24 protein-coding genes are annotated in these 20,618 nt (G+C 42.6%); 10 read left to right on the top strand and 14 right to left on the bottom strand.

Annotated features, from left to right (window positions below):
- Nucleotides 1-6: 6 nt before the first annotated feature.
- Both HT689_RS04855 and HT689_RS04850 read right to left on the bottom strand, forming a co-directional pair.
- Nucleotides 7-912: a magnesium transporter CorA family protein gene (locus HT689_RS04855; RefSeq protein WP_000242266.1), complete on the bottom strand. Its 906-nt coding sequence runs from the start codon at nucleotides 910-912 to the stop codon at nucleotides 7-9.
- A 57-nt stretch (nucleotides 913-969) separates the two neighbouring features.
- Complete coding sequence (locus HT689_RS04850) at nucleotides 970-1,530, bottom strand: mechanosensitive ion channel domain-containing protein (RefSeq protein WP_045604804.1); 561 nt, start codon at nucleotides 1,528-1,530, stop codon at nucleotides 970-972.
- Nucleotides 1,531-1,681: 151 nt separating this feature from the next.
- Between HT689_RS04850 and sstT the strand changes: the two genes are divergently transcribed.
- Both sstT and HT689_RS04840 read left to right on the top strand, forming a co-directional pair.
- Nucleotides 1,682-2,887, top strand: a complete 1,206-nt coding sequence (gene sstT, locus HT689_RS04845; protein ID WP_173280840.1) for a serine/threonine transporter SstT — start codon at nucleotides 1,682-1,684, stop codon at nucleotides 2,885-2,887.
- A 173-nt stretch (nucleotides 2,888-3,060) separates the two neighbouring features.
- Nucleotides 3,061-4,014 (top strand): aromatic acid exporter family protein, encoded by a 954-nt coding sequence (locus HT689_RS04840; RefSeq protein ID WP_173280838.1) that lies wholly within the window; start codon nucleotides 3,061-3,063, stop codon nucleotides 4,012-4,014.
- A 453-nt stretch (nucleotides 4,015-4,467) separates the two neighbouring features.
- Here HT689_RS04840 and HT689_RS04835 read toward each other — a convergent pair whose 3' ends face one another.
- Together HT689_RS04835 and HT689_RS09725 are read right to left on the bottom strand one after the other, a co-directional pair.
- Complete coding sequence (locus tag HT689_RS04835) at nucleotides 4,468-6,012, bottom strand: peptide chain release factor 3 (protein ID WP_001025437.1); 1,545 nt, start codon at nucleotides 6,010-6,012, stop codon at nucleotides 4,468-4,470.
- Between the two features lie 298 nt (nucleotides 6,013-6,310).
- Nucleotides 6,311-6,385, bottom strand: coding sequence for a hypothetical protein (locus HT689_RS09725; protein WP_229294538.1), 75 nt, complete (start codon nucleotides 6,383-6,385; stop codon nucleotides 6,311-6,313).
- Nucleotides 6,386-6,678: 293 nt separating this feature from the next.
- Here HT689_RS09725 and gatC point away from each other — a divergent pair, with 293 nt between their 5' ends.
- From gatC to nusB, 8 genes are all read left to right on the top strand, one after another.
- On the top strand, nucleotides 6,679-6,981 hold the full coding sequence (gatC, locus tag HT689_RS04830; protein WP_000705419.1) for an Asp-tRNA(Asn)/Glu-tRNA(Gln) amidotransferase subunit GatC: 303 nt from the start codon (nucleotides 6,679-6,681) through the stop codon (nucleotides 6,979-6,981).
- Entirely contained in the window at nucleotides 6,981-8,447 is a 1,467-nt protein-coding gene (gene gatA, locus HT689_RS04825) for an Asp-tRNA(Asn)/Glu-tRNA(Gln) amidotransferase subunit GatA (protein ID WP_173280836.1), read from the top strand. Before gatC ends, gatA begins: the two co-directional genes overlap by 1 nt.
- Nucleotides 8,447-9,889, top strand: coding sequence for an Asp-tRNA(Asn)/Glu-tRNA(Gln) amidotransferase subunit GatB (gatB, locus tag HT689_RS04820; protein WP_173280834.1), 1,443 nt, complete (start codon nucleotides 8,447-8,449; stop codon nucleotides 9,887-9,889). The genes gatA and gatB overlap by 1 nt, the downstream gene beginning before the upstream one ends.
- Before the next feature lie 54 nt (nucleotides 9,890-9,943).
- Nucleotides 9,944-10,339, top strand: coding sequence for a hypothetical protein (locus tag HT689_RS04815; protein WP_024057454.1), 396 nt, complete (start codon nucleotides 9,944-9,946; stop codon nucleotides 10,337-10,339).
- A 65-nt stretch (nucleotides 10,340-10,404) separates the two neighbouring features.
- Complete coding sequence (locus tag HT689_RS04810; protein ID WP_261035052.1) at nucleotides 10,405-10,740, top strand: glutamyl-tRNA amidotransferase; 336 nt, start codon at nucleotides 10,405-10,407, stop codon at nucleotides 10,738-10,740.
- Between the two features lie 131 nt (nucleotides 10,741-10,871).
- Complete coding sequence (efp, locus tag HT689_RS04805) at nucleotides 10,872-11,432, top strand: elongation factor P (protein WP_000568643.1); 561 nt, start codon at nucleotides 10,872-10,874, stop codon at nucleotides 11,430-11,432.
- Between the two features lie 21 nt (nucleotides 11,433-11,453).
- Nucleotides 11,454-11,843: an Asp23/Gls24 family envelope stress response protein gene (locus tag HT689_RS04800; protein WP_023938546.1), complete on the top strand. Its 390-nt coding sequence runs from the start codon at nucleotides 11,454-11,456 to the stop codon at nucleotides 11,841-11,843.
- Nucleotides 11,836-12,261: a transcription antitermination factor NusB gene (nusB, locus tag HT689_RS04795; RefSeq protein ID WP_000203638.1), complete on the top strand. Its 426-nt coding sequence runs from the start codon at nucleotides 11,836-11,838 to the stop codon at nucleotides 12,259-12,261. Before HT689_RS04800 ends, nusB begins: the two co-directional genes overlap by 8 nt.
- A 113-nt stretch (nucleotides 12,262-12,374) precedes the next feature.
- Here the strand turns inward: nusB and HT689_RS04790 are convergent, their stop codons facing one another.
- The 10 genes from HT689_RS04790 to HT689_RS04745 form a co-directional block, all read right to left on the bottom strand.
- The gene (locus tag HT689_RS04790) at nucleotides 12,375-13,142 is read right to left on the bottom strand and encodes an acetyl-CoA carboxylase carboxyl transferase subunit alpha (protein WP_020902991.1); all 768 of its coding nucleotides are present in this window, start codon (nucleotides 13,140-13,142) and stop codon (nucleotides 12,375-12,377) included.
- Nucleotides 13,139-14,005 carry an acetyl-CoA carboxylase, carboxyltransferase subunit beta gene (gene accD / locus HT689_RS04785; RefSeq protein ID WP_049522033.1) on the bottom strand — a complete coding sequence of 289 codons (867 nt, stop codon included), beginning with the start codon at nucleotides 14,003-14,005 and terminating at the stop codon, nucleotides 13,139-13,141. Before accD ends, HT689_RS04790 begins: the two co-directional genes overlap by 4 nt.
- A gap of 36 nt (nucleotides 14,006-14,041) precedes the next feature.
- Nucleotides 14,042-15,409, bottom strand: a complete 1,368-nt coding sequence (accC, locus tag HT689_RS04780) for an acetyl-CoA carboxylase biotin carboxylase subunit (protein ID WP_033682255.1) — start codon at nucleotides 15,407-15,409, stop codon at nucleotides 14,042-14,044.
- An 11-nt stretch (nucleotides 15,410-15,420) separates the two neighbouring features.
- Nucleotides 15,421-15,843, bottom strand: coding sequence for a 3-hydroxyacyl-ACP dehydratase FabZ (gene fabZ / locus HT689_RS04775; RefSeq protein ID WP_000565515.1), 423 nt, complete (start codon nucleotides 15,841-15,843; stop codon nucleotides 15,421-15,423).
- Nucleotides 15,840-16,325 carry an acetyl-CoA carboxylase biotin carboxyl carrier protein gene (gene accB, locus HT689_RS04770; protein WP_173226339.1) on the bottom strand — a complete coding sequence of 162 codons (486 nt, stop codon included), beginning with the start codon at nucleotides 16,323-16,325 and terminating at the stop codon, nucleotides 15,840-15,842. The genes fabZ and accB overlap by 4 nt, the downstream gene beginning before the upstream one ends.
- 2 nt (nucleotides 16,326-16,327) lie before the next feature.
- On the bottom strand, nucleotides 16,328-17,563 hold the full coding sequence (gene fabF, locus HT689_RS04765) for a beta-ketoacyl-ACP synthase II (protein WP_173226337.1): 1,236 nt from the start codon (nucleotides 17,561-17,563) through the stop codon (nucleotides 16,328-16,330).
- Between the two features lie 21 nt (nucleotides 17,564-17,584).
- Nucleotides 17,585-18,316, bottom strand: a complete 732-nt coding sequence (gene fabG / locus HT689_RS04760; RefSeq protein WP_173226335.1) for a 3-oxoacyl-[acyl-carrier-protein] reductase — start codon at nucleotides 18,314-18,316, stop codon at nucleotides 17,585-17,587.
- 40 nt (nucleotides 18,317-18,356) lie between these two features.
- Complete coding sequence (gene fabD / locus HT689_RS04755) at nucleotides 18,357-19,280, bottom strand: ACP S-malonyltransferase (protein ID WP_173226333.1); 924 nt, start codon at nucleotides 19,278-19,280, stop codon at nucleotides 18,357-18,359.
- Nucleotides 19,273-20,247, bottom strand: coding sequence for an enoyl-[acyl-carrier-protein] reductase FabK (fabK, locus tag HT689_RS04750; protein ID WP_173226331.1), 975 nt, complete (start codon nucleotides 20,245-20,247; stop codon nucleotides 19,273-19,275). The genes fabD and fabK overlap by 8 nt, the downstream gene beginning before the upstream one ends.
- 116 nt (nucleotides 20,248-20,363) lie before the next feature.
- Nucleotides 20,364-20,588, bottom strand: coding sequence for an acyl carrier protein (locus HT689_RS04745; RefSeq protein ID WP_000257838.1), 225 nt, complete (start codon nucleotides 20,586-20,588; stop codon nucleotides 20,364-20,366).
- Between the last annotated feature and the right edge of the window lie 30 nt (nucleotides 20,589-20,618).

Genomic DNA, 20,618 nt, shown 5'->3' with positions numbered 1-20,618 from the left:
TTCTTTTTAATTTCTAGTAATTTTCTTCATCCATTGAGATAAGGCTGCCCATAAAATCAAGCTAGCCATTAAGATATAAATCCAAGCATTTGGCTCTTCTGTAAATGGTAGAGGAACATTCATTCCGAAGAAACCTGTAATAACCGCAAGTACTGCTAGTAAGACGGAGATAATAGTCAAAATTGACAAACTATCATTCAAGTTATTGTTTAGGATGTTGTTGTAAGAAGCTGAGAGTTGTTGCAAGACTTGAGAAATCAAGTCTGTCATAGACACCAACTGATGGGCTTCAATCATGGCATCATCAAACTGCTCTCGTTCGACATCATTAAATCTCCGATAAAGAGCATGGCCCTGGATATGTTCCAAGAGGAGTCGATTTTGTTTTGCTGCTGCTGTCAAGTAAACCATACCAGTCTCCAAGTCAGAGAGAGCGAAGAGATTTTTCTTTGTTGTAGTTTGACGTAGCAAGGCACTAATTTCGTCCTTACTTTTATCCATCTCTTCAATGACAGGATAATAAGCGTTACTGATAATCTCTAAACCAGCAAAGAGAAACTTGTAAATAGAAAGCGACTCATGGCTATCCAGATAAGCTGACATCTGATCAATGACATAAGCATTCTTATGGTTGCTGATGGTAATCATTCGTTGTCTTTCGACGATAAAGGTCATGGGAATCGCTTCATAATATTCTTTGTCTTTTTCTAAATCAAGAACATTATAAATAAAGGTTACCGTCTCCGTTTCACGGTTATAATCCATATGAGCTCGTTCATTTCTATCCAGAGCATACTCAATGGTTTCCTTGTCCAATCCATAGATGTCAGAAAGATCTTCCATATTTTTAATCTTATCCACATCAAGGTCTATCCAGGTACAACCATTGCCCAACTGCTTTTCTAAAACCATCTTTTCTCCTTTATTAAACTCTTTCTATTGTACCACAAATTACTTAAAATAACAGGTCTAGTCTGTGCGTGAGAAATTGCTGACGACGGTGATATTCCGATTGGGAACGAAGTGCAGAACCTGATCTTCTCCTCTGAGTTGCGTTGTTCGAATGCCGACACTGACAACCTTGCCCGATACGGTAATAGGACCATTTGTCAAAACGACCTCATCTCCCACATCCAGTTGACGTTCAAAGAGGATGAAAAAGCCATTGATGACATCAGATAGAAAGCCTTGGGCTCCCATTCCAATAGCCACCCCAGCAATCCCAGCCCCTGCCAGCAAACTAGAGACTGGCAAGCCCAAAATAGACAAGATACAGTAAAGTAAAAAGAAATAGAGGGTATAATTAAACACATTCTCTAATAAACGTGAGATGGTTTTCTGACGCCCGACATCGTGGCGAGACATTTTTAAAGAAGGTTTAACAATTCTCTGCACCATGGTATGAAGTAGTTTCTTAGCTATATAGAATAGCAAAAATAGAAATAACAGAGAAATTAACTTGGTTAAGATATTCTCAATAATCGTTGTTATATCAAGCTTATTGAGATAGGTTTGAAAAAATTCTTGCATAGAAAACTCCTTTCATTTATTATACCATACTTTCACAAGTGATGAATCTCCATAAATATTCAAAAATAATAGCCAAAATAGACAGAAAATTCTTGATTTTAGCTCATATTTATACTATAATCATAAACATTACACAACAAAGGAGATTGTTATGAAAAAAATCATTCATGCTTGGAATAAGGCAAGCCTGATCAAACGAATTTTGATTGGTATGCTTTGTGGAGGTATCCTAGGACTGACACTTCCTAACATTTCAGGAATTGGCCTGCTCGGAGATCTCTTTGTTGGCGGTCTAAAAGCCATCGCACCGATTCTAGTCTTTGCCCTCGTTGCTAACGCCCTTTCCCAACATCAAAAGGGACAAGATAGCAACATGAAAACTGTTATCTTCCTTTACTTGGTAGGAACCTTTGCAGCGGCACTTGTTGCTGTCCTAGCAAGCTTCATTGTCCCTGTTGAGATTACCTTAAATAGTGCCAATACAGAAATCGCACCACCAGATGGAATTGGCCAGGTCCTTAGCAATCTCTTGCTCAAACTGGTTGACAATCCAGTCAATGCCCTCGTTACTGCTAACTACATCGGTATCTTATCTTGGGCAGTTGTTTTCGGGATTGCTATGAGAGAGGCCAGCAAAAACAGTAAAGAATTGCTGAAAACCATGGCTGATGTGACTTCTAAGATTGTCGAATGGATCATCAACCTAGCTCCATTTGGTATCCTTGGTCTTGTCTTCAAAACCATCTCTGATAAGGGAATCGGAAGCCTAGCTAACTACGGAATCTTGCTTGGCCTCTTGGTGACAACTATGTTCTTTGTCGCTCTGGTTGTCAATCCATTGATTGCCTTCCTCTTTATGAAGAGAAACCCTTATCCCCTCGTTTGGAAATGTTTGCGTGTCAGCGGTGTGACAGCCTTCTTCACTCGTAGTTCTGCGGCTAACATCCCTGTCAACATGAAACTATGCCATGACCTTGGACTAGATCCAGATACCTATTCAGTTTCTATCCCACTTGGATCTACTATCAATATGGCCGGGGCAGCGATTACCATTAACGTTCTAACCCTTGCTGCAGTAAATACTTTGGGAATCCCTGTTGACTTTGCGACAGCCTTTGTCCTCAGTGTAGTAGCAGCAATCTCAGCCTGTGGTGCTTCTGGTATTGCCGGAGGTTCCCTCCTTCTTATCCCAGTTGCTTGTAGCCTTTTCGGTATTTCTAACGATATTGCCATGCAAGTTGTCGGAGTTGGATTTGTCATTGGGGTCATCCAAGACTCATGTGAAACAGCCCTTAACTCTTCTACAGATGTCCTCTTTACTGCCGTTGCCGAATACGCAGCAGCCCGTAAAAAATAACTCATAAAGGCAAGCCTGCTCAGGTTTTGTCTTTTGCTCTTTTATTCTAACTTATACTCTTCGAAAATCAAATTCAAACCACGTCAGCTTCGCCTTGCCGTACTCAAGTACTGCCTACGGCTAGCTTCCTAGTTTGCTCTTTGATTTTCATTGAGTATTATCAGGAAATTCTTATGTCTATTAGCCAACGTACGATCAAGCTCATCTTAGCTACCTGTCTTGCCTGCCTTCTTGCTTACTTTCTCAATCTCTCCTCAGCTGTCTCGGCTGGAATCATCGCCCTCTTGAGCCTATCCGATACCCGTAGAAGTACCTTAAAACTGGCCCGAAATCGCCTCTTTTCCATGCTTCTAGCTTTGGTTATCGGAGTTCTGGCTTTTCACTTGAGCGGATTTCATATCTGGAGCCTCGGCCTCTATCTAGCCCTCTATGTGCCTCTAGCCTACAAGATGGGCTGGGAAATTGGCATCACACCAAGTAGCGTTTTGGTTAGCCATCTCTTGGTGCAAGAGTCAACCTCTCCAGACCTCCTAGTCAATGAATTCCTTCTCTTTGCTATCGGTACAGGATTTGCCTTACTGGTTAATCTCTACATGCCTTCACGAGAAGAGGAAATTCATCACTACCACACATTGGTAGAAGAAAAGTTAAAAGATATTCTCCAGCGCTTCAAATATTATTTATCCAGAGGGGATGGACGCAACCGAGCACAGTTAGTTGAAGAATTGGACACCCTTTTGGAAGAAGCCCTCAGACTGGTCTATTTGGATCACTCTGACCACCTCTTTCACCAGACTGATTACCATATCCACTACTTTGAGATGAGACAGCGACAAAGTCGTATCCTGCGAAACATGGCCCAGCACATCAACACCTGTCACCTAGCTGCCAGTGAGAGCCTGATTTTGGCCCAACTCTTTTCAAAAATTGCAGCTCAACTGAGCCAGACCAATCCTGCTTCTGATTTGCTAGATGAAATTGAACGCTATCTGGAAGTCTTCCGGAACCGTAGTCTACCCAAGACAAGAGAAGAATTTGAAACCCGCGCCACCCTTCTTCAACTCCTACGCGAGGCCAAAACCTTCATCCAAGTAAAAGTTGACTTTTACCAAAAATATGGACAGTAAAAAAGAAAACTTCAGACCAATCACAAAAGGTGAATATCTGAAGTTTTCTTTTATTTGTAAGTTATTACCATAAAGGTTAATAATAAAATAAATAAGGCTTAATATTCAACATCTGTTTATAGAATGCTGAGATAAAATACTGCAAACTTTGCAGTATTTTTATCCACTACACGAAGTTTTGCAAATCGAGTCTATTTGCAAACGGAGTTAGTAAGGCAGTTACCCTTTTCTATCTACGACGGAAAAGTCCACGAATCGATACCATTCGTGGATTTTTCCTAGTGAAGCGTTTAGGTAAGCCGCCATAGCGGTTACCTATTATTAGATTACGACACTGAGTTTTACAAATCGATTCCATTTGTAAAACTCAGTTAGTGAGGCAGTTAGCTAGTTCGCCAAATAGCGACTAGCGTCCAACAATTAGGAACTTTAGTTCCAATTGTTGGTACTGAGTCACATCTTCTCTTCCAACTCTACGTCTGGATACTTATCCGCAAACCAGCGGAGGGCAAAGTCATTTTCAAAGAGGAAGACTGGTTGGTCAAAACGGTCTTTAGCCAAGATATTTCGACTTGATGACATTCGTTCATCCAAGTCCTCAGGCTTGATCCAACGAACGGTCTTTTTACCCATTGGGCTCATGACTACTTCCGCATTGTACTCGCCTTCCATGCGGTGTTTAAAGACTTCAAACTGGAGTTGACCAACAGCTCCCAGCATGTACTCGCCTGTTTGGTAATTCTTATAAAGCTGAATAGCACCTTCTTGCACCAGTTGCTCAATCCCCTTGTGGAAGGATTTCTGCTTCATGACATTCTTAGCAGAAACTTTCATAAAAATTTCAGGAGTGAAGGTTGGCAGTGGTTCAAATTCAAATTTGTTTTTTCCAACTGTCAATGTATCCCCAACCTGATAAGTTCCTGTATCGTAAACCCCGATGATATCTCCTGCCACGGCATTGGTCACATTCTCACGACTTTCAGCCATAAACTGGGTAACATTAGACAGTTTAGCACCCTTACCAGTACGAGGCAAGTTGACACTCATGCCACGTTCAAATTCACCCGATACGATACGTACAAAGGCAATACGGTCACGGTGTCGAGGGTCCATGTTGGCTTGGATTTTAAAGACAAATCCTGAGAAGTCCTTATCGTAAGGATCAACAATTTCTCCGTCTGTTTTCTTATGTCCATGTGGCTCTGGAGCAAACTTGAGAAAAGTTTCAAGGAATGTTTGCACACCAAAGTTTGTCAAAGCTGAACCGAAGAAGACTGGTGTCAATTCTCCAGCCAGAATAGCTTCCTCTGAAAACTCATTCCCAGCTTCATTTAAAAGTTCAATATCATCCTTGACTTGCTCGTAGAAAGGGTTGCTGCCAAAAAGCTTGTCCCCATCTTCTAAACTAGCAAAACGCTCATCCCCTTTATAGAGCTCCAAGCGTTGGTTATAGAGGTCATAGAGCCCCTCGAAGGCTTTCCCCATCCCGATTGGCCAGTTCATCGGGTAACTCGCAATGCCTAGTACTTCTTCTAATTCTTGCAAGAGGTCCAGTGGCTCACGTCCATCACGGTCTAGCTTGTTCATAAAGGTGAAGACCGGAATGCCACGGTGTTTCACAACCTCAAACAATTTCTTAGTCTGAGCCTCGATACCCTTGGCAGAGTCCACGACCATAACAGCAGCATCCACCGCCATCAAGGTACGATAGGTATCTTCTGAAAAGTCCTCGTGCCCTGGGGTGTCTAGGATGTTGACGCGCTTACCATCGTAGTCAAACTGCATAACAGATGAAGTCACCGAAATCCCGCGTTGCTTCTCGATATCCATCCAGTCAGACTTGGCAAAAGTCCCTGTTTTCTTTCCTTTTACGGTACCAGCCTCACGAATCTCGCCCCCAAAGTAGAGCAACTGCTCAGTGATAGTTGTTTTCCCCGCGTCCGGGTGGGAGATGATGGCAAAGGTACGACGTTTCTTAATTTCTTCTTGAATATTCATAAGTTCTCTTTCTTTGATTCTCTATTTTTCTTGTTTCAATAGCTAAGAATGATTTCTACATTGGATTTTACCATTCCTTTCAACACTCCATTATATCGGATTTTAGCATTTTTTTCAATTTCTATTTTATATCAGACACTGCTAAAGTAGAACAATTCCCCTTGCAATTTTTCAAATAAATGTTACAATAAATATAGAAAAAGGTGTTGCGACAACAACACCCCACAGAGCCGTTTAAGACGGTGGCTGTAATTACATAACTAAAAAATAGCTCGTTAACTCGCCAAAGTTAGGACGGCTATTTTTTTGTCTCTTTTACCAATTCAAGGATGAACCTTAGGAGCGTGATAACAAAGTTACCAGCTACAAACATGAGTGTCAAAGCCTCAAAAGGGGACAAATCTGGTTACTCCTTTCTACTAAGATTTTACAGGTTCTGCACATAAGCATCACCATCCTTTCGATTTTGTAACCACCGTCTTCACTTCTCTGTTAAACTATTGTACCATATATTTTCCCCTTTGAAATCCGCTTTTCAAATAAATCATCATCAGAATCCGTTCTCCATCCTATACCTGTCTTTTTTCATCTTTCCTTCCCTTATTTATAGGAAAATATGGTAAAATAGAACAGACTAAAAATCATCATTTCACGAAAGGATGCAAGATGAAAATTACGCAAGAAGAGGTAACACACGTTGCCAATCTTTCAAAATTAAGATTCTCTGAAGAAGAAACTGCTGCCTTTGCGACTACCTTATCTAAGATTGTAGACATGGTTGAATTGCTGGGCGAAGTTGACACAACTGGTGTTGCACCTACTACGACCATGGCTGACCGTAAAACCGTACTCCGCCCTGATGTGGCCGAAGAAGGAACAGACCGCGATCGCCTGTTTAAAAACGTACCTGAAAAAGACAACTACTATATCAAGGTACCAGCTATCCTAGACGATGGAGGAGATGCCTAATGACTTTCAACAATAAAACCATTGAAGACTTGCACAATCTCCTTGTCTCTAAGGAAATTTCTGCAACTGAATTGACCCAAGCTACGCTTGAAGATATCAAGTCTCGCGAGACAGCTATCAACGCTTTCGTCACCATCGCTGAAGACCAAGCTCTTGCTCAAGCTAAAGCCATTGATGAAGCTGGAATCGATGCTGATAATGTCCTTTCAGGAATTCCATTGGCTGTTAAGGATAACATCTCTACAGACGGTATTCTCACAACTGCAGCCTCCAAAATGCTCTACAACTACGAGCCAATCTTTGATGCGACTGCGGTTGCCAATGCAAAGGCTAAAGGCATGGTTGTCGTAGGTAAAACCAACATGGACGAGTTTGCCATGGGTGGTTCTGGTGAGACTTCTCACTACGGAGCAACTAAAAATGCTTGGGACCACAGCAAGGTCCCTGGTGGATCATCAAGTGGTTCTGCTGCAGCTGTAGCCTCAGGACAAGTCCGCTTGTCACTTGGTTCTGATACTGGTGGATCTATCCGCCAACCTGCTGCCTTCAATGGGATCGTCGGTCTCAAACCAACCTACGGAACAGTTTCACGTTTCGGTCTCATTGCCTTTGGTAGTTCATTAGACCAGATTGGACCTTTCGCTCCGACTGTTAAGGAAAATGCCTTCTTGCTCAATGCTATTGCAAGCGAAGATGCCAAAGACTCTACTTCTGCTCCTGTCCGCATTGCCGATTTTACTTCAAAAATCGGCCAAGACATCAAGGGCATGAAAATTGCTTTGCCTAAGGAATACCTTGGTGAAGGAATTGACCCAGAGGTTAAGGGAACCATTCTGAACGCAGCCAAACACTTTGAAAAACTTGGTGCTATTGTTGAAGAAGTGAGTCTACCTCACTCAAAATACGGTGTTGCCGTCTACTACATCATTGCTTCATCTGAAGCTTCATCAAACTTGCAACGTTTTGACGGTATCCGTTACGGCTACCGCGCAGAAGATGCAACCAACCTTGATGAAATCTATGTAAACAGCCGTAGCCAAGGTTTCGGTGAAGAGGTTAAACGCCGTATCATGCTTGGTACATTCAGTCTTTCATCAGGTTACTATGACGCCTACTATAAGAAGGCTGGTCAGGTCCGTACCCTCATCATCCAAGATTTCGAAAAAGTCTTCGCGGATTACGACTTGATTTTGGGCCCAACTGCTCCTAGTGTTGCCTATGACTTGGATTCACTCAACCACGACCCAGTTGCTATGTACTTGGCTGACCTCTTGACCATACCTGTAAACTTGGCAGGACTGCCTGGAATTTCTATTCCTGCTGGATTCTCTCAAGGTCTGCCTGTCGGTCTCCAATTGATCGGTCCTAAGTACTCTGAGGAAACCATTTACCAAGCTGCTGCTGCTTTTGAGGCGACAACAGACTACCACAAACAACAACCCGTGATTTTTGGAGGTGATAACTAATGAACTTTGAAACAGTCATTGGACTTGAAGTCCACGTAGAGCTCAACACCAATTCAAAAATCTTCTCACCTACTTCTGCCCACTTTGGAAATGACCAAAATGCCAACACTAACGTGATTGACTGGTCTTTCCCAGGAGTTCTGCCAGTTCTTAATAAAGGTGTTGTCGATGCCGGTATCAAGGCTGCTCTTGCCCTCAACATGGACATCCACAAAAAGATGCACTTTGACCGCAAGAACTACTTCTACCCTGATAATCCAAAAGCCTACCAAATTTCTCAGTTTGATGAGCCAATCGGTTATAAGGGCTGGATTGAAGTTGAGCTAGAAGACGGTACCACCAAGAAAATCGGTATCGAACGTGCCCACCTAGAAGAAGATGCTGGTAAAAACACCCACGGTACAGATGGTTACTCTTATGTTGACCTCAACCGCCAAGGGGTGCCATTGATTGAGATTGTATCTGAAGCTGACATGCGTTCTCCTGAAGAAGCCTATGCTTATCTAACAGCTCTCAAGGAGGTTATCCAGTACGCTGGTATTTCTGACGTTAAGATGGAAGAGGGTTCTATGCGTGTGGATGCCAATATCTCCCTTCGCCCTTATGGTCAAGAGAAATTCGGTACCAAGACAGAGTTGAAGAACCTCAACTCCTTCTCAAACGTTCGTAAAGGTCTTGAATACGAAGTCCAACGTCAAGCTGAAATCCTTCGCTCAGGGGGTCAAATCCGTCAAGAAACACGCCGTTACGATGAAGCTAACAAGGCAACCATCCTCATGCGTGTCAAGGAAGGAGCTGCAGACTACCGCTACTTCCCAGAGCCAGACCTACCAATCTTTGAAATCTCAGACGAGTGGATTGAGGAAATGCGAACTGAGTTGCCAGAGTTTCCAAAAGAACGCCGTGCGCGTTATGTATCTGACCTTGACTTGTCAGACTATGATGCTAGTCAGTTGACGGCAAACAAAGTCACTTCTGACTTCTTTGAAAAAGCTGTTACCCTCGGTGGCGATGCCAAACAAGTCTCTAACTGGCTCCAAGGGGAAGTCGCTCAGTTCTTGAATGCCGAAGGCAAGACACTGGAACAAATCGAATTGACACCAGAAAACTTGGTTGAAATGATTGCCATCATCGAAGACGGTACTATTTCTTCTAAGATTGCCAAGAAAGTCTTTGTCCACCTGGCTAAAAACGGCGGTGGAGCGCGTGAATACGTGGAAAAAGCAGGCATGGTTCAAATCTCAGATCCAGATATTCTGATTCCAATCATCCACCAAGTATTCGCCAATAACGAAGCTGCTGTTGCCGACTTCAAGTCAGGCAAACGTAACGCAGACAAGGCCTTCACAGGCTTCCTTATGAAAGCAACCAAAGGACAAGCCAACCCACAAGTTGCCCTTAAACTCCTTGCCCAAGAATTGGCGAAATTGAAAGAAGATTAATAGCAGACTTTTTATATACCTTTTTCTACTTTAGTACTTTAGAAAGAAGAAAAAATGAACAAATTTTTACGATTGCTATTTGTTTTAGTCATCATCGCTATGTTAGGCGCTTCTATACTACAAATTTTCTTTCCATCATACATGGGGAGTCACTCCGGGTACGGAATCTCTGCTGGTTGGCAACGAGAAATTGGAATATGGAACCTAGCTGTATTGATTCTTATTCTCGGTGTCAATATTAAGTACGATTGGTTCTATCTACGAATCGTGCTTCTCGCTCTCATCTTCGGTGGGATTGGAATAGGAACAAATCACTTAGTCAATTTTATGGAGTATCATTCTCCTGTAAATGCTATCGGTGCTTTCGAAAATTACTTGCTAGCGACGGGGTGGATTGTAGGATGGCTCATTGAACATCATTCCATAAAGAAGATAACTACTAGTAAATAACGACAAGTATATCTTAGATGATTTTTAAAGGTATAATATAGTTTAATAATCATTCAAATTAAGAAATCTATCTTCTCATTAGCCTCAATCCCATATCCTTCTTGAAGAGCTCAGCTACGACCAAGAAAGTCTTTGTCCACCTGGCTAAAAATGGCGGCGGTGCGCGTGAATATGTGGAAAAAGCAGGCATGGTTCAAATCTCAGATCCAGCTGTCTTGATTCCAATCATCCACCAAGTCTTTGCCGATAACGAAGCCGCTGTTGCCGACTTCAAGTCAGGTAAACGTAACGCAGATAAGGCCTTCACAGGCTTCCTTATGAAAGCAACCAAAGGACAAGCCAACCCACAAGTCGCCCTTAAACTCCTTGCCCAAGAATTGGCAAAGTTGAAAGAAGAGTAATATATAAAAGAAACCAGCCCTGAGGTTGGTTTTTTTCTCCCCTACCAAATCCCAGTAACTATTTTGGCTTTATTTCCAGAAGATTTTATGGTAAAATGAAGAGTAATAATATTTATTAAAGAGGTAAAAACATGATTGAAGCAAGCAAATTGAAAGCTGGTATGACATTTGAAACTGCAGACGGAAAATTGATCCGCGTTTTGGAAGCTAGCCACCACAAACCAGGTAAAGGAAACACGATCATGCGTATGAAATTGCGTGATGTCCGTACTGGTTCTACATTTGACACAAGCTACCGTCCAGAAGAAAAATTCGAACAAGCTATTATCGAGACTGTCCCAGCTCAATACTTATACAAAATGGATGAAACTGCCTACTTCATGAACACTGAAACTTACGACCAATACGAAATCCCAGTCGTAAACGTTGAAAATGAATTGCTTTACATCCTTGAAAACTCTGATGTGAAAATCCAATTCTACGGAACTGAAGTAATCGGTGTAACTGTACCAACTACTGTTGAATTGACAGTTGCTGAAACACAACCATCTATCAAAGGTGCTACTGTTACAGGTTCTGGTAAACCAGCGACTATGGAAACTGGACTTGTTGTCAACGTTCCTGACTTCATCGAAGCTGGACAAAAATTGATCATCAACACTGCAGAAGGAACTTACGTTTCTCGTGCCTAATCTCTAGAAAGAGGTCATTCTATGGGAATTGAAGAACAATTTGGCGAAATCGTTATCGCTCCACGTGTACTTGAAAAAATCATTGCTATCGCAACTGCTAAAGTTGATGGTGTCCATTCATTTTCAAATAAATCCGTATCTGATACCCTATCAAAACTCTCTCTTGGTCGTGGCGTCTACTTAAAAGAAAGCAACGAAGAACTAACTGCTGACATCTACCTCTATCTTGAGTACGGTGTGAAAGTACCAAAAGTTGCTCTTGCTATTCAAAAAGCGGTCAAAGATGCTGTCCATGATATGGCTGATGTGGAACTTTCTGCTGTCAATATCCATGTTACAGGAATTGTTCCAGACAAAACACCTAAACCAGAGTTGAAAGATCTATTTAACGAGGACTTCCTCAATGACTAGCCCATTATTAGAATCTAGACGCGAACTTCGTAAATGCGCTTTTCAAGCTCTCATGAGCCTTGAATTCGGCACAGATATGGAAACAGCTTGTCACTTTGCCTACACGCATGACCGTGAAGATGCAGATGTGCAAATCCCTGCCTTTCTTCTGAACTTGGTTTCTGGCGTTCAAGCTCAAAAAGACGAGTTGGATAAACAAATCAACCAGCACCTCAAGTCAGGCTGGACAGTTGAACGCTTGACTTTGGTCGAAAAAAACTTACTACGCTTAGGTATCTTTGAAATCACATCATTTGATACACCTCAGCTGGTAGCAGTCAATGAAGCTATTGAACTTGCTAAGAATTTTTCAGATCAAAAATCAGCCCGTTTTATCAATGGACTGCTTAGTCAATTTGTAACTGAAGAAAATGAATAATCGAAAAGGTGTTTGGTCTTCCAAGCACCTTTTACTTCGTCCTTGATACAGAGTAAGAAACACATAAAAACTAGAACTGACTGCCAGTTCTAGTTTTTATGTATTCTGAGGTATTAGTATTTTCTAAATCGTTGGTAACGCTCTTCCAACAACGCTTCTAACGGTTTTTGTAAAAGTATAGCTAGCTCAGTTTGAAGTTCTTTCTTGACACTCTTAATCAGTTCTTTACTAGAAAACCCTGCTTCAGAAATCACCTTATCCACCACATCCATTTCTAACAGTTCATGCGAAGTGATTTTCATCAGTTCTGCCGCTTCCATGGCACGACTGCCGTCTTTCCATAAAATAGAAGCAAAACCTTCTGGACTGAGAATAGCATAGATAGAATTTTCCAGCATCCAAACACGGTCCGCAACGGCTAGAGCCAGAGCCCCACCCGAACCACCTTCACCGATAATGATGGCGATAATCGGAACTTTCAGGTCACTCATTTCCATGAGATTGCGAGCGATAGCTTCTCCCTGTCCACGTTCTTCCGCCCCCACACCAGGATAGGCACCTGCAGTATTGATAAAGGTCACTACTGGACGACCAAACTTTTCAGCCTGTTTCATCAAACGCAGGGCCTTACGATAGCCTTCTGGATGCGGTTGGCCAAAATTCCGTTTGAGGTTGTCTTGCAAACTCTTACCTTTTTGGATACCAACCACTGTTACAGCTTGGTCCCCAAGCCAGCCGATGCCACCAACAACTGCTCCATCATCACGAAAAGAACGGTCACCGTGTAATTGGATAAAGTCATCAAAAATGCTTGTTGCAAAGTCCAAGGTTGTCAAGCGACTCTGCTCACGCGCTTCTCTGACTATTTTTGCAATATTCATCTAGGACTCCCTCCATGCAATCTGACTAGGCTTGCAATGGTATCTGGCAAGTCTCTTCTTTTGACAATAGCATCCACAAAGCCATGCTCCAATAGAAATTCTGCCTTTTGGAAATCCTCAGGCAAACTTTCACGAACCGTATTTTCAATGACACGACGTCCAGCAAAACCAACCAAACTCTGTGGTTCAGCCAGAATGATATCGCCTTCCATAGCGAAAGAAGCTGTCACACCACCTGTCGTTGGATCTGTCAAAATGGTCAGATAAAAGAGACCTGCATTTGAATGGCGTTTAACCGCTGCAGAAATCTTGGCCATCTGCATGAGACTCATGATTCCTTCCTGCATACGGGCGCCACCAGAAGCTGTGAAGAGAACAACTGGCAATTGTTCGACAGTCGCATACTCAAACAGACGAGTAATTTTTTCACCTACAACCGTCCCCATAGAAGCCATGATAAAGTTGGAATCCATAATCCCAAGAGCCACAGTCTGACCTTTAATAAGAGCTGTTCCAGTCACAACGGCTTCATCTAGACCTGTTTTTTCACGCATGGTTGCTAGTTTCTTTTGGTAACCAGGGAAATGTAAGGGATCCTTGCTTTCAATCCCTGTAAACAATTCCTTGAAGGTTCCCATATCAATCGTCAAAGCCAAGCGTTCTTGGGCAGAAATACGAAATGTGTAACTACAGTGCGGACAGATACGCTCACTTCCCAGATCCTTCTGATAAATGGTATGCTTACAGCCTGGACACTGGGAGAATAATTCATCTGGAACCTCTGGCTTGGCTTGAGGTTTTTCCCTAACCGAACGATTGGGATTGATTCGAATATACTTATCTTTTTTACTAAATAGAGCCATTGATTCCCCTTTTCGGTTTAAACTCTTGAAGTCATTTTATTCTTTTTCTTGATATTTGGGTAAAAAGGTTTCCATCAAGAAGGAAGTATCATAATCTCCAGCAATGACATTGCGATCTGAAATGAGGTCAAGCTGGAAATCTGCATTGGTCTGCACCCCTTCAATCTCTAATTCATAGAGGGCACGTTGCATTTTCATCAAGGCATCAAAACGATTTTCACCGTGAACGATGATTTTAGCAATCATACTATCATAATAAGGTGGAATGGTATAGCCTGGATAAACTGCTGAATCCACGCGCAAGCCAACTCCACCACTTGGCAGATGGAGATTGGTAATCTTACCTGGACTAGGAGCAAAGTTGAAGGCTGGATTTTCTGCATTGATACGACACTCGATGGCATGACCGCGTAGGACAATATCTTCTTGCTTAACAGACAGAGGCTGACCTGCCGCAATGCGAATCTGTTCCTTAACGATATCCACACCTGAAACAAATTCTGTTACTGGATGTTCTACTTGTACACGAGTATTCATCTCCATAAAATAGAATTTACCACTGGCTTCATCAAGAAGAAACTCAATGGTCCCTGCATTTTCATAACCAACAGACTCTGCAGCTCGAACAGCAGCCGCACCGATTTCATGGCGCAGCGTTTTTCCGATTGCAATCGAAGGACTTTCTTCCAAAACCTTTTGATTATTCCGTTGAAGAGAACAATCCCGTTCCCCCAAGTGAATCACATTCCCGTGCTCATCTCCTAGGATTTGAACCTCGATGTGACGAGCTGGATAGATGACCCGTTCTATGTACATGGCACCATTGCCATAATTGGCCTTGGCTTCGCTAGAGGCAGTTTCAAAGGCTGATACGAGGTCTTCTGGTTTTTCAACCTTACGAATCCCTTTACCACCACCACCTGCTGAAGCCTTGAGCATAACAGGATAGCCAATTTTTTCAGCAACAATCAAAGCTTCCTCAGAGTTATGCACTTCTCCATCCGAACCTGGTATAACAGGCACGCCCGCTTTGATCATCTGAGCGCGCGCATTAATCTTATCCCCCATCATATCCATAACATGACCAGATGGACCGATAAACTTGATTCCCACCTCTTCACACATGGTAGCAAATTTGGAATTTTCACTGAGAAATCCGAAACCTGGGTGAATGGCTTCTGCCTCAGTCAAGACTGCAGCTGATAGAACCGCATTGATATTGAGATAAGACTCTGTTGCCTTGCCAGGACCGATACAAACTGCTTCATCTGCTAAAAGAGTATGAAGGGCTTCCTTATCAGCAGTTGAATAAACCGCCACCGTCGCAATCCCCAATTCACGCGCCGCACGGATAATACGAACCGCAATTTCACCACGATTGGCAATTAAAATTTTTCGAAACATGGAGAACCTCCTTAGTTCCCTATTGCAAAGGTAAGAGTACCACTGGCTGCAAGCTTGCCATCCACTTCAGCCTTTGCTTCAACCACAGCAATTGTACCGCGACGTTTTACAAACGTTGCTGTCATAACCAATTGGTCACCAGGTACAACTTGCTTCTTGAACTTAACCTTGTCCATACCAGCGTAAAAGACCAGTTTCCCCTTATTTTCAGGTTTTGACAACTCCAAAACACCAGCTGTTTGCGCCAAGGCTTCCATAATCAGAACACCTGGCATAACTGGGTATTGAGGAAAATGGCCGTTAAAGAAGGGCTCATTGATGGTCACATTTTTGATGGCAACAATGGTGTCCTCGCTCACTTCCAAGACACGGTCCACTAGGAGCATAGGATAACGGTGGGGAAGGGCTTCTTTGATTCCTTGAATATCGATCATTTGATTCGTACCAATCCTTTACCAAACTCAACCATTTCTTCGTTAGAAACGAGAATTTCTGTTACCACACCATCCTTAGGTGCAGGAATTTCATTCATGACTTTCATGGCTTCGATAATTACCAATGTTTGACCTTTTTTAACACTATCACCAACTGTTACAAAGGCAGGTTTATCTGGACCAGCAGCCAAGTAAGCTACCCCAACAAGTGGGCTCTCTACAAGATCTCCCTCAGCAGCCACATTTGTTTCAGCTGGCGCCGAAGTTGCTTCCACTACAGTTTCTTCTGGAGCAGATGTAGGTGCCACTGGACTCGGTGTTGCTAGAACGGGTGCTGGAGCAACTTGAGATGCAGCTTCAGACACCAGTCTCGCTTCATTCTTGCTAAACTGCAACTCATCCGTCCCATTTTTATAAGAAAATTCTCTCAAACTTGATTGGTCAAATTGGGCCATCAAGTCTTTAATATCGTTTAAATTCATACTTATTCATTCTCCCAACGTTTGAAAGCAAGAACTGCATTGTGGCCACCAAAACCAAAAGTATTTGAAATAGCGTATGGAATTTCTTGCTCCAAGCCTTGTCCATAAACGACATTGGCTTCGATATAATCTGATACTTCACTTGTTCCAGCTGTCATTGGTACAAAGTTATGACGCATAGCCTCGATGGTGACAATAGCTTCTACTGCACCTGCAGCACCCAGCAAATGTCCTGTGAAAGACTTGGTTGATGATACAGGCACTTCCTTACCAAGAACAGCTACGATCGCACCACTTTCTCCTTTTTCATTAGCAGGAGTTGACGTTCCGTGAGCATTGACATAGGCTACTTGCTCTGGAGAAATCTCAGCTTCTTCCAAGGCTAGTTTGATGGCCTTGATAGCTCCCTGACCTTCTGGATGTGGTGAAGTCATGTGGTAGGCATCACAAGTATTTCCGTAACCAACCACTTCAGCAAGGATAGTAGCCCCACGTTTTTCCGCGTGTTCAAGACTTTCAAGAACCAACATCCCTGAACCTTCTCCCATGACAAAACCATTTCTGTCCTTATCAAATGGGATAGAAGCACGAGCTGGATCCTCTGTAGTAGAGAGAGCTGTCAAGGCTTGGAAACCAGCAATAGCAAAAGGTGTAATAGAAGCTTCTGAACCACCTACCAACATAACATCTTGGAAACCAAATTTAATTGAGCGGAAGGCATCCCCAATCGCATCATTTGATGAAGCGCAGGCAGTATTGATGGATTTACAAACACCGTTTGCTCCAAAACGCATAGCAACATTTCCTGAAGCCATATTTGGCAAGGCTTTTGGAAGGGTCAATGGTTTCACACGTTTTGGTCCTTTTTCGTTGAGACGAAGCACTTGATCTTCAATTTCCTTGATTCCACCAATACCAGAGGCCACAATAACACCAAAACGATCCTTGTCAAGAGTCTCTACATCAAGACCTGCATGATTAACAGCCTCTTGAGCTGCATACAAGGCATATAAAGAATAGTTATCAAAACGGTTGGTATCTTTTTTTACAAAGTATTTATCAAAAGGAAAATCTTGGATTTCTGCCGCATTATGCACATCAAAGTCACTGTGATCAAATTTTGTTATTTGACCAATTCCGATTTTTCCAGTTGTCAAACTATTCCAAAATTCTTCTGGTGTATTTCCGATTGGAGATGTCACTCCATAACCTGTTACTACTACACGATTTAGTTTCATCTTTTTTACCTCTAGCTTCTGCTACATACTGAGGCCGCCATCAATGGCAACCACTTGACCAGTTAGATAATCTTGGCCTGCTAAAAATACTGTCAAATCTGCAACCTGTCCTGCCTGCCCAAATGCTTTCATAGGAATTTGCGCCAGCATGGCATCTTTTACCTTATCTGATAGAACAGCTGTCATATCGGACTCAATCATTCCAGGTGCGATAGCATTAACCCTGATATTGCGATTGGCCACTTCACGCGCCACAGACTTGGTAAAACCAATCAAACCAGCCTTAGAAGCAGCATAGTTAGCTTGACCAATATTTCCCATCAAACCAACAACACTAGACATATTAATGATAGCACCTTCTCTGGCTTTCATCATCGGTTTCAAGACTGATTGTGTCATGTTAAAGGCACCAGTCAGATTCACTTTAAGCACTTTTTCAAAATCCGATTCTGTCATCTTGAGCATCAGGGTATCTTGGGTAATTCCTGCATTGTTGATCAAAACGTCTACTGAACCCAGCTCTGCAATAGCTTGCTCAACCATACGCTTAGCGTCTGCAAAATCTGATACATCTCCTGAAATGGGAACCACCTTGACACCGTAGTCTGAAAACTCAGCGAGCAATTCTTCTGAAATTGCACCACGACTGTTTAAGACAATGTTGGCTCCTGCTTGAGCAAACTTGTGGGCAATGGCAAGACCAATCCCACGACTCGAACCTGTAATAAAGATATTTTTATTTTTTAGTTGCATTCTTTTCTCCTGTTTCCTCTTATATTTGTGGGAGAAGGGATTACTCGTTTTCTAGCAAGGCTTCCAAACTCGCCTGTTCTTCAACATTAGCTAGTTTAGCCGTTTTATCAATTTTTTTGACAAAGCCTGACAAGACTTTCCCCGGTCCAATCTCGATAAAGTTGGTTACTCCTGCTTCTTGCATAACTGCAATACTTTCATAAAAACGAACTGGTTCCTTGACCTGACGCGTCAAGAGTTGAGCAATGTCTTCTTTTTTCATAACTGTAGCTTCTGTATTGCCGACTAGGAGACAAGTGAAATCTGAAAAACTTACCTGAGCTAGAGTTTCAGCTAGTTTCTGACTAGCAGGCTCAAGGAGAGCGGTATGAAAGGGACCTGAAACCTTGAGAGGAATCAAGCGTTTGGCACCTGCTTCCTGCAAGAGTTCAACAGCTCGGTCAACTGCAACCACTTCTCCACCAATCACAATTTGTGCAGGTGTATTATAGTTGGCTGGGGTAACCACTCCAAGTTCAGAAGCTTTTTGACAGGCTTCTTCAATGACCTCTACTGGTGTATTGAGAACAGCCACCATCTTGCCAGAGCCAGCAGGAGCCGCTTCTTCCATGAATGCTCCACGCTTAGCGACCAAGGATACCGCATCTTCAAAATCCAAGGCGCCACTGGCCACCAAGGCAGAATATTCTCCAAGGGACAAACCAGCAACCATATCAGGCTGATAGCCCTTTTCTTGCAATAAACGGTAGATAGCAACCGAAGTCGCTAGAATAGCTGGTTGCGTATAGCGGGTCTGATTGAGTTTTTCTTCTTCTGTATCGATGAGATGACGCAAATCATAACCAAGAACCTGACTGGCTTGATCAATCGTTTCTTTGACAATCGGATACTGATCATAGAGATCCCGTCCCATCCCTAGATACTGGGCACCTTGACCAGCAAATAAAAAGGCTGTTTTAGTCATTTCTTACAACTCCTGCCCAACGAGAGGCTTCTTCTTGAATTTTCTTAGCTGCTCCATAGTACAAATCTTTTAGGATTTCTTCAACGGTTTCTTCTTTGGAAACAAGGCCTGCGATTTGACCTGCCATAACAGATCCACCATCCACATCACCGTGAACAACTGCTTTGGCTAGGGCACCTGCTCCCATTTGTTCAAAAATTTCTAAATCAGGATTTTCTTGTTTAAAGGCATCTTTTTCAGCTTTTTCAAAATCACGAGTCAACTGATTTTTAATTGCACGAACAGCATGTCCAAAGTGTTGAGCTGAAATCGTAGTATCAATATCTCTAGCTTTTAAAATCTTGGCCTTGTAATTTGGATGGGCATTAGACTCTTTTGCAACGACAAAACGAGTTCCAACCTGAACAGCCTCTGCACCTAGCATAAAGCCAGCTGCAGCACCTTCACCATCCGCAATCCCTCCTGCCGCAATAACAGGAATAGATACAGCTGTGGCTACCTGTCGCACCAAGGTCATGGTTGTTAATTTGCCAATGTGTCCCCCAGCTTCCATTCCTTCTGCAATAACAGCGTCCGCACCGATTTTTTCCATTCGTTTAGCTAGGGCAACACTTGGTACAACAGGAATGACTGTGATCCCGGCTTCATGGAAACGTTCCATGTATTTACCAGGATTTCCTGCGCCTGTTGTCACTACCTTAACACCTTCCTCGATAACAAGGTCTACAATATCTTCCACAAAGGGAGACAAGAGCATGATGTTGACACCAAAGGGTTTATCCGTTAACGATTTAATCTTGTCAATATTTGCCTTGACGACTTCTTTCGGGGCATTTCCCCCACCAATAATCCCTAGTCCTCCAGCCTTGGAAACAGCCCCTGCCAAATCACCATCAGCAACCCAGGCCATTCCTCCTTGGAAAATAGGATACTCAATGTTCAATAATTCTGTAATACGCGTTTTCATAGTGCCTCCATCGTTTCTTGCTTACGTAATAGTTCGATACCGTCATAATTTGACAATCAAACTATTGCCTAAACAAGAGGGAGCGGGTTTCCCTACTCCTTCTATTCATATTCTGCTTATTTTGTTTGCTCTTCAACGTAGGCAACCAAGTCACCAACTGTTTTCAAGTCATCTTCTGCTTCGATTTGGATATCAAAAGCATCTTCGATTTCTGAGATTACTTGGAACAAGTCCAATGAATCTGCGTCCAAATCATCAAAAGTTGATTCAAGTGTTACTTCTGATGCGTCTTTTCCAAGTTCTTCAACGATAATTTCTTGTACTTTTTCAAATACTGCCATGATAGGACTCCTTTAAAATAAATAGTTTTT

Origin of the sequence: Streptococcus sp. 2342 (genome assembly GCF_013276795.1) — a bacterium.
Classification (GTDB): Bacteria; Bacillota; Bacilli; order Lactobacillales; family Streptococcaceae; genus Streptococcus.
The sequence above is the reverse complement of the archived record's forward strand: the minus strand, read 5'-3'. Positions and strand labels throughout refer to the sequence as shown.

What these genes read in the sequence shown, in the direction of transcription:
- HT689_RS04855 (WP_000242266.1), bottom strand. Translation starts at nt 912, where the DNA reads ATGGTTTTAGAAAAGCAGTTGGGCAATGGTTGTACCTGGATAGACCTT.
- HT689_RS04850 (WP_045604804.1), bottom strand. Translation starts at nt 1,530, where the DNA reads ATGCAAGAATTTTTTCAAACCTATCTCAATAAGCTTGATATAACAACG.
- sstT (WP_173280840.1), top strand. Translation starts at nt 1,682, where the DNA reads ATGAAAAAAATCATTCATGCTTGGAATAAGGCAAGCCTGATCAAACGA.
- HT689_RS04840 (WP_173280838.1), top strand. Translation starts at nt 3,061, where the DNA reads ATGTCTATTAGCCAACGTACGATCAAGCTCATCTTAGCTACCTGTCTT.
- HT689_RS04835 (WP_001025437.1), bottom strand. Translation starts at nt 6,012, where the DNA reads ATGAATATTCAAGAAGAAATTAAGAAACGTCGTACCTTTGCCATCATC.
- gatC (WP_000705419.1), top strand. Translation starts at nt 6,679, where the DNA reads ATGAAAATTACGCAAGAAGAGGTAACACACGTTGCCAATCTTTCAAAA.
- gatA (WP_173280836.1), top strand. Translation starts at nt 6,981, where the DNA reads ATGACTTTCAACAATAAAACCATTGAAGACTTGCACAATCTCCTTGTC.
- gatB (WP_173280834.1), top strand. Translation starts at nt 8,447, where the DNA reads ATGAACTTTGAAACAGTCATTGGACTTGAAGTCCACGTAGAGCTCAAC.
- HT689_RS04815 (WP_024057454.1), top strand. Translation starts at nt 9,944, where the DNA reads ATGAACAAATTTTTACGATTGCTATTTGTTTTAGTCATCATCGCTATG.
- efp (WP_000568643.1), top strand. Translation starts at nt 10,872, where the DNA reads ATGATTGAAGCAAGCAAATTGAAAGCTGGTATGACATTTGAAACTGCA.
- HT689_RS04800 (WP_023938546.1), top strand. Translation starts at nt 11,454, where the DNA reads ATGGGAATTGAAGAACAATTTGGCGAAATCGTTATCGCTCCACGTGTA.
- nusB (WP_000203638.1), top strand. Translation starts at nt 11,836, where the DNA reads ATGACTAGCCCATTATTAGAATCTAGACGCGAACTTCGTAAATGCGCT.
- HT689_RS04790 (WP_020902991.1), bottom strand. Translation starts at nt 13,142, where the DNA reads ATGAATATTGCAAAAATAGTCAGAGAAGCGCGTGAGCAGAGTCGCTTG.
- accD (WP_049522033.1), bottom strand. Translation starts at nt 14,005, where the DNA reads ATGGCTCTATTTAGTAAAAAAGATAAGTATATTCGAATCAATCCCAAT.
- accC (WP_033682255.1), bottom strand. Translation starts at nt 15,409, where the DNA reads ATGTTTCGAAAAATTTTAATTGCCAATCGTGGTGAAATTGCGGTTCGT.
- fabZ (WP_000565515.1), bottom strand. Translation starts at nt 15,843, where the DNA reads ATGATCGATATTCAAGGAATCAAAGAAGCCCTTCCCCACCGTTATCCT.
- accB (WP_173226339.1), bottom strand. Translation starts at nt 16,325, where the DNA reads ATGAATTTAAACGATATTAAAGACTTGATGGCCCAATTTGACCAATCA.
- fabF (WP_173226337.1), bottom strand. Translation starts at nt 17,563, where the DNA reads ATGAAACTAAATCGTGTAGTAGTAACAGGTTATGGAGTGACATCTCCA.
- fabG (WP_173226335.1), bottom strand. Translation starts at nt 18,316, where the DNA reads ATGCAACTAAAAAATAAAAATATCTTTATTACAGGTTCGAGTCGTGGG.
- fabD (WP_173226333.1), bottom strand. Translation starts at nt 19,280, where the DNA reads ATGACTAAAACAGCCTTTTTATTTGCTGGTCAAGGTGCCCAGTATCTA.
- fabK (WP_173226331.1), bottom strand. Translation starts at nt 20,247, where the DNA reads ATGAAAACGCGTATTACAGAATTATTGAACATTGAGTATCCTATTTTC.
- HT689_RS04745 (WP_000257838.1), bottom strand. Translation starts at nt 20,588, where the DNA reads ATGGCAGTATTTGAAAAAGTACAAGAAATTATCGTTGAAGAACTTGGA.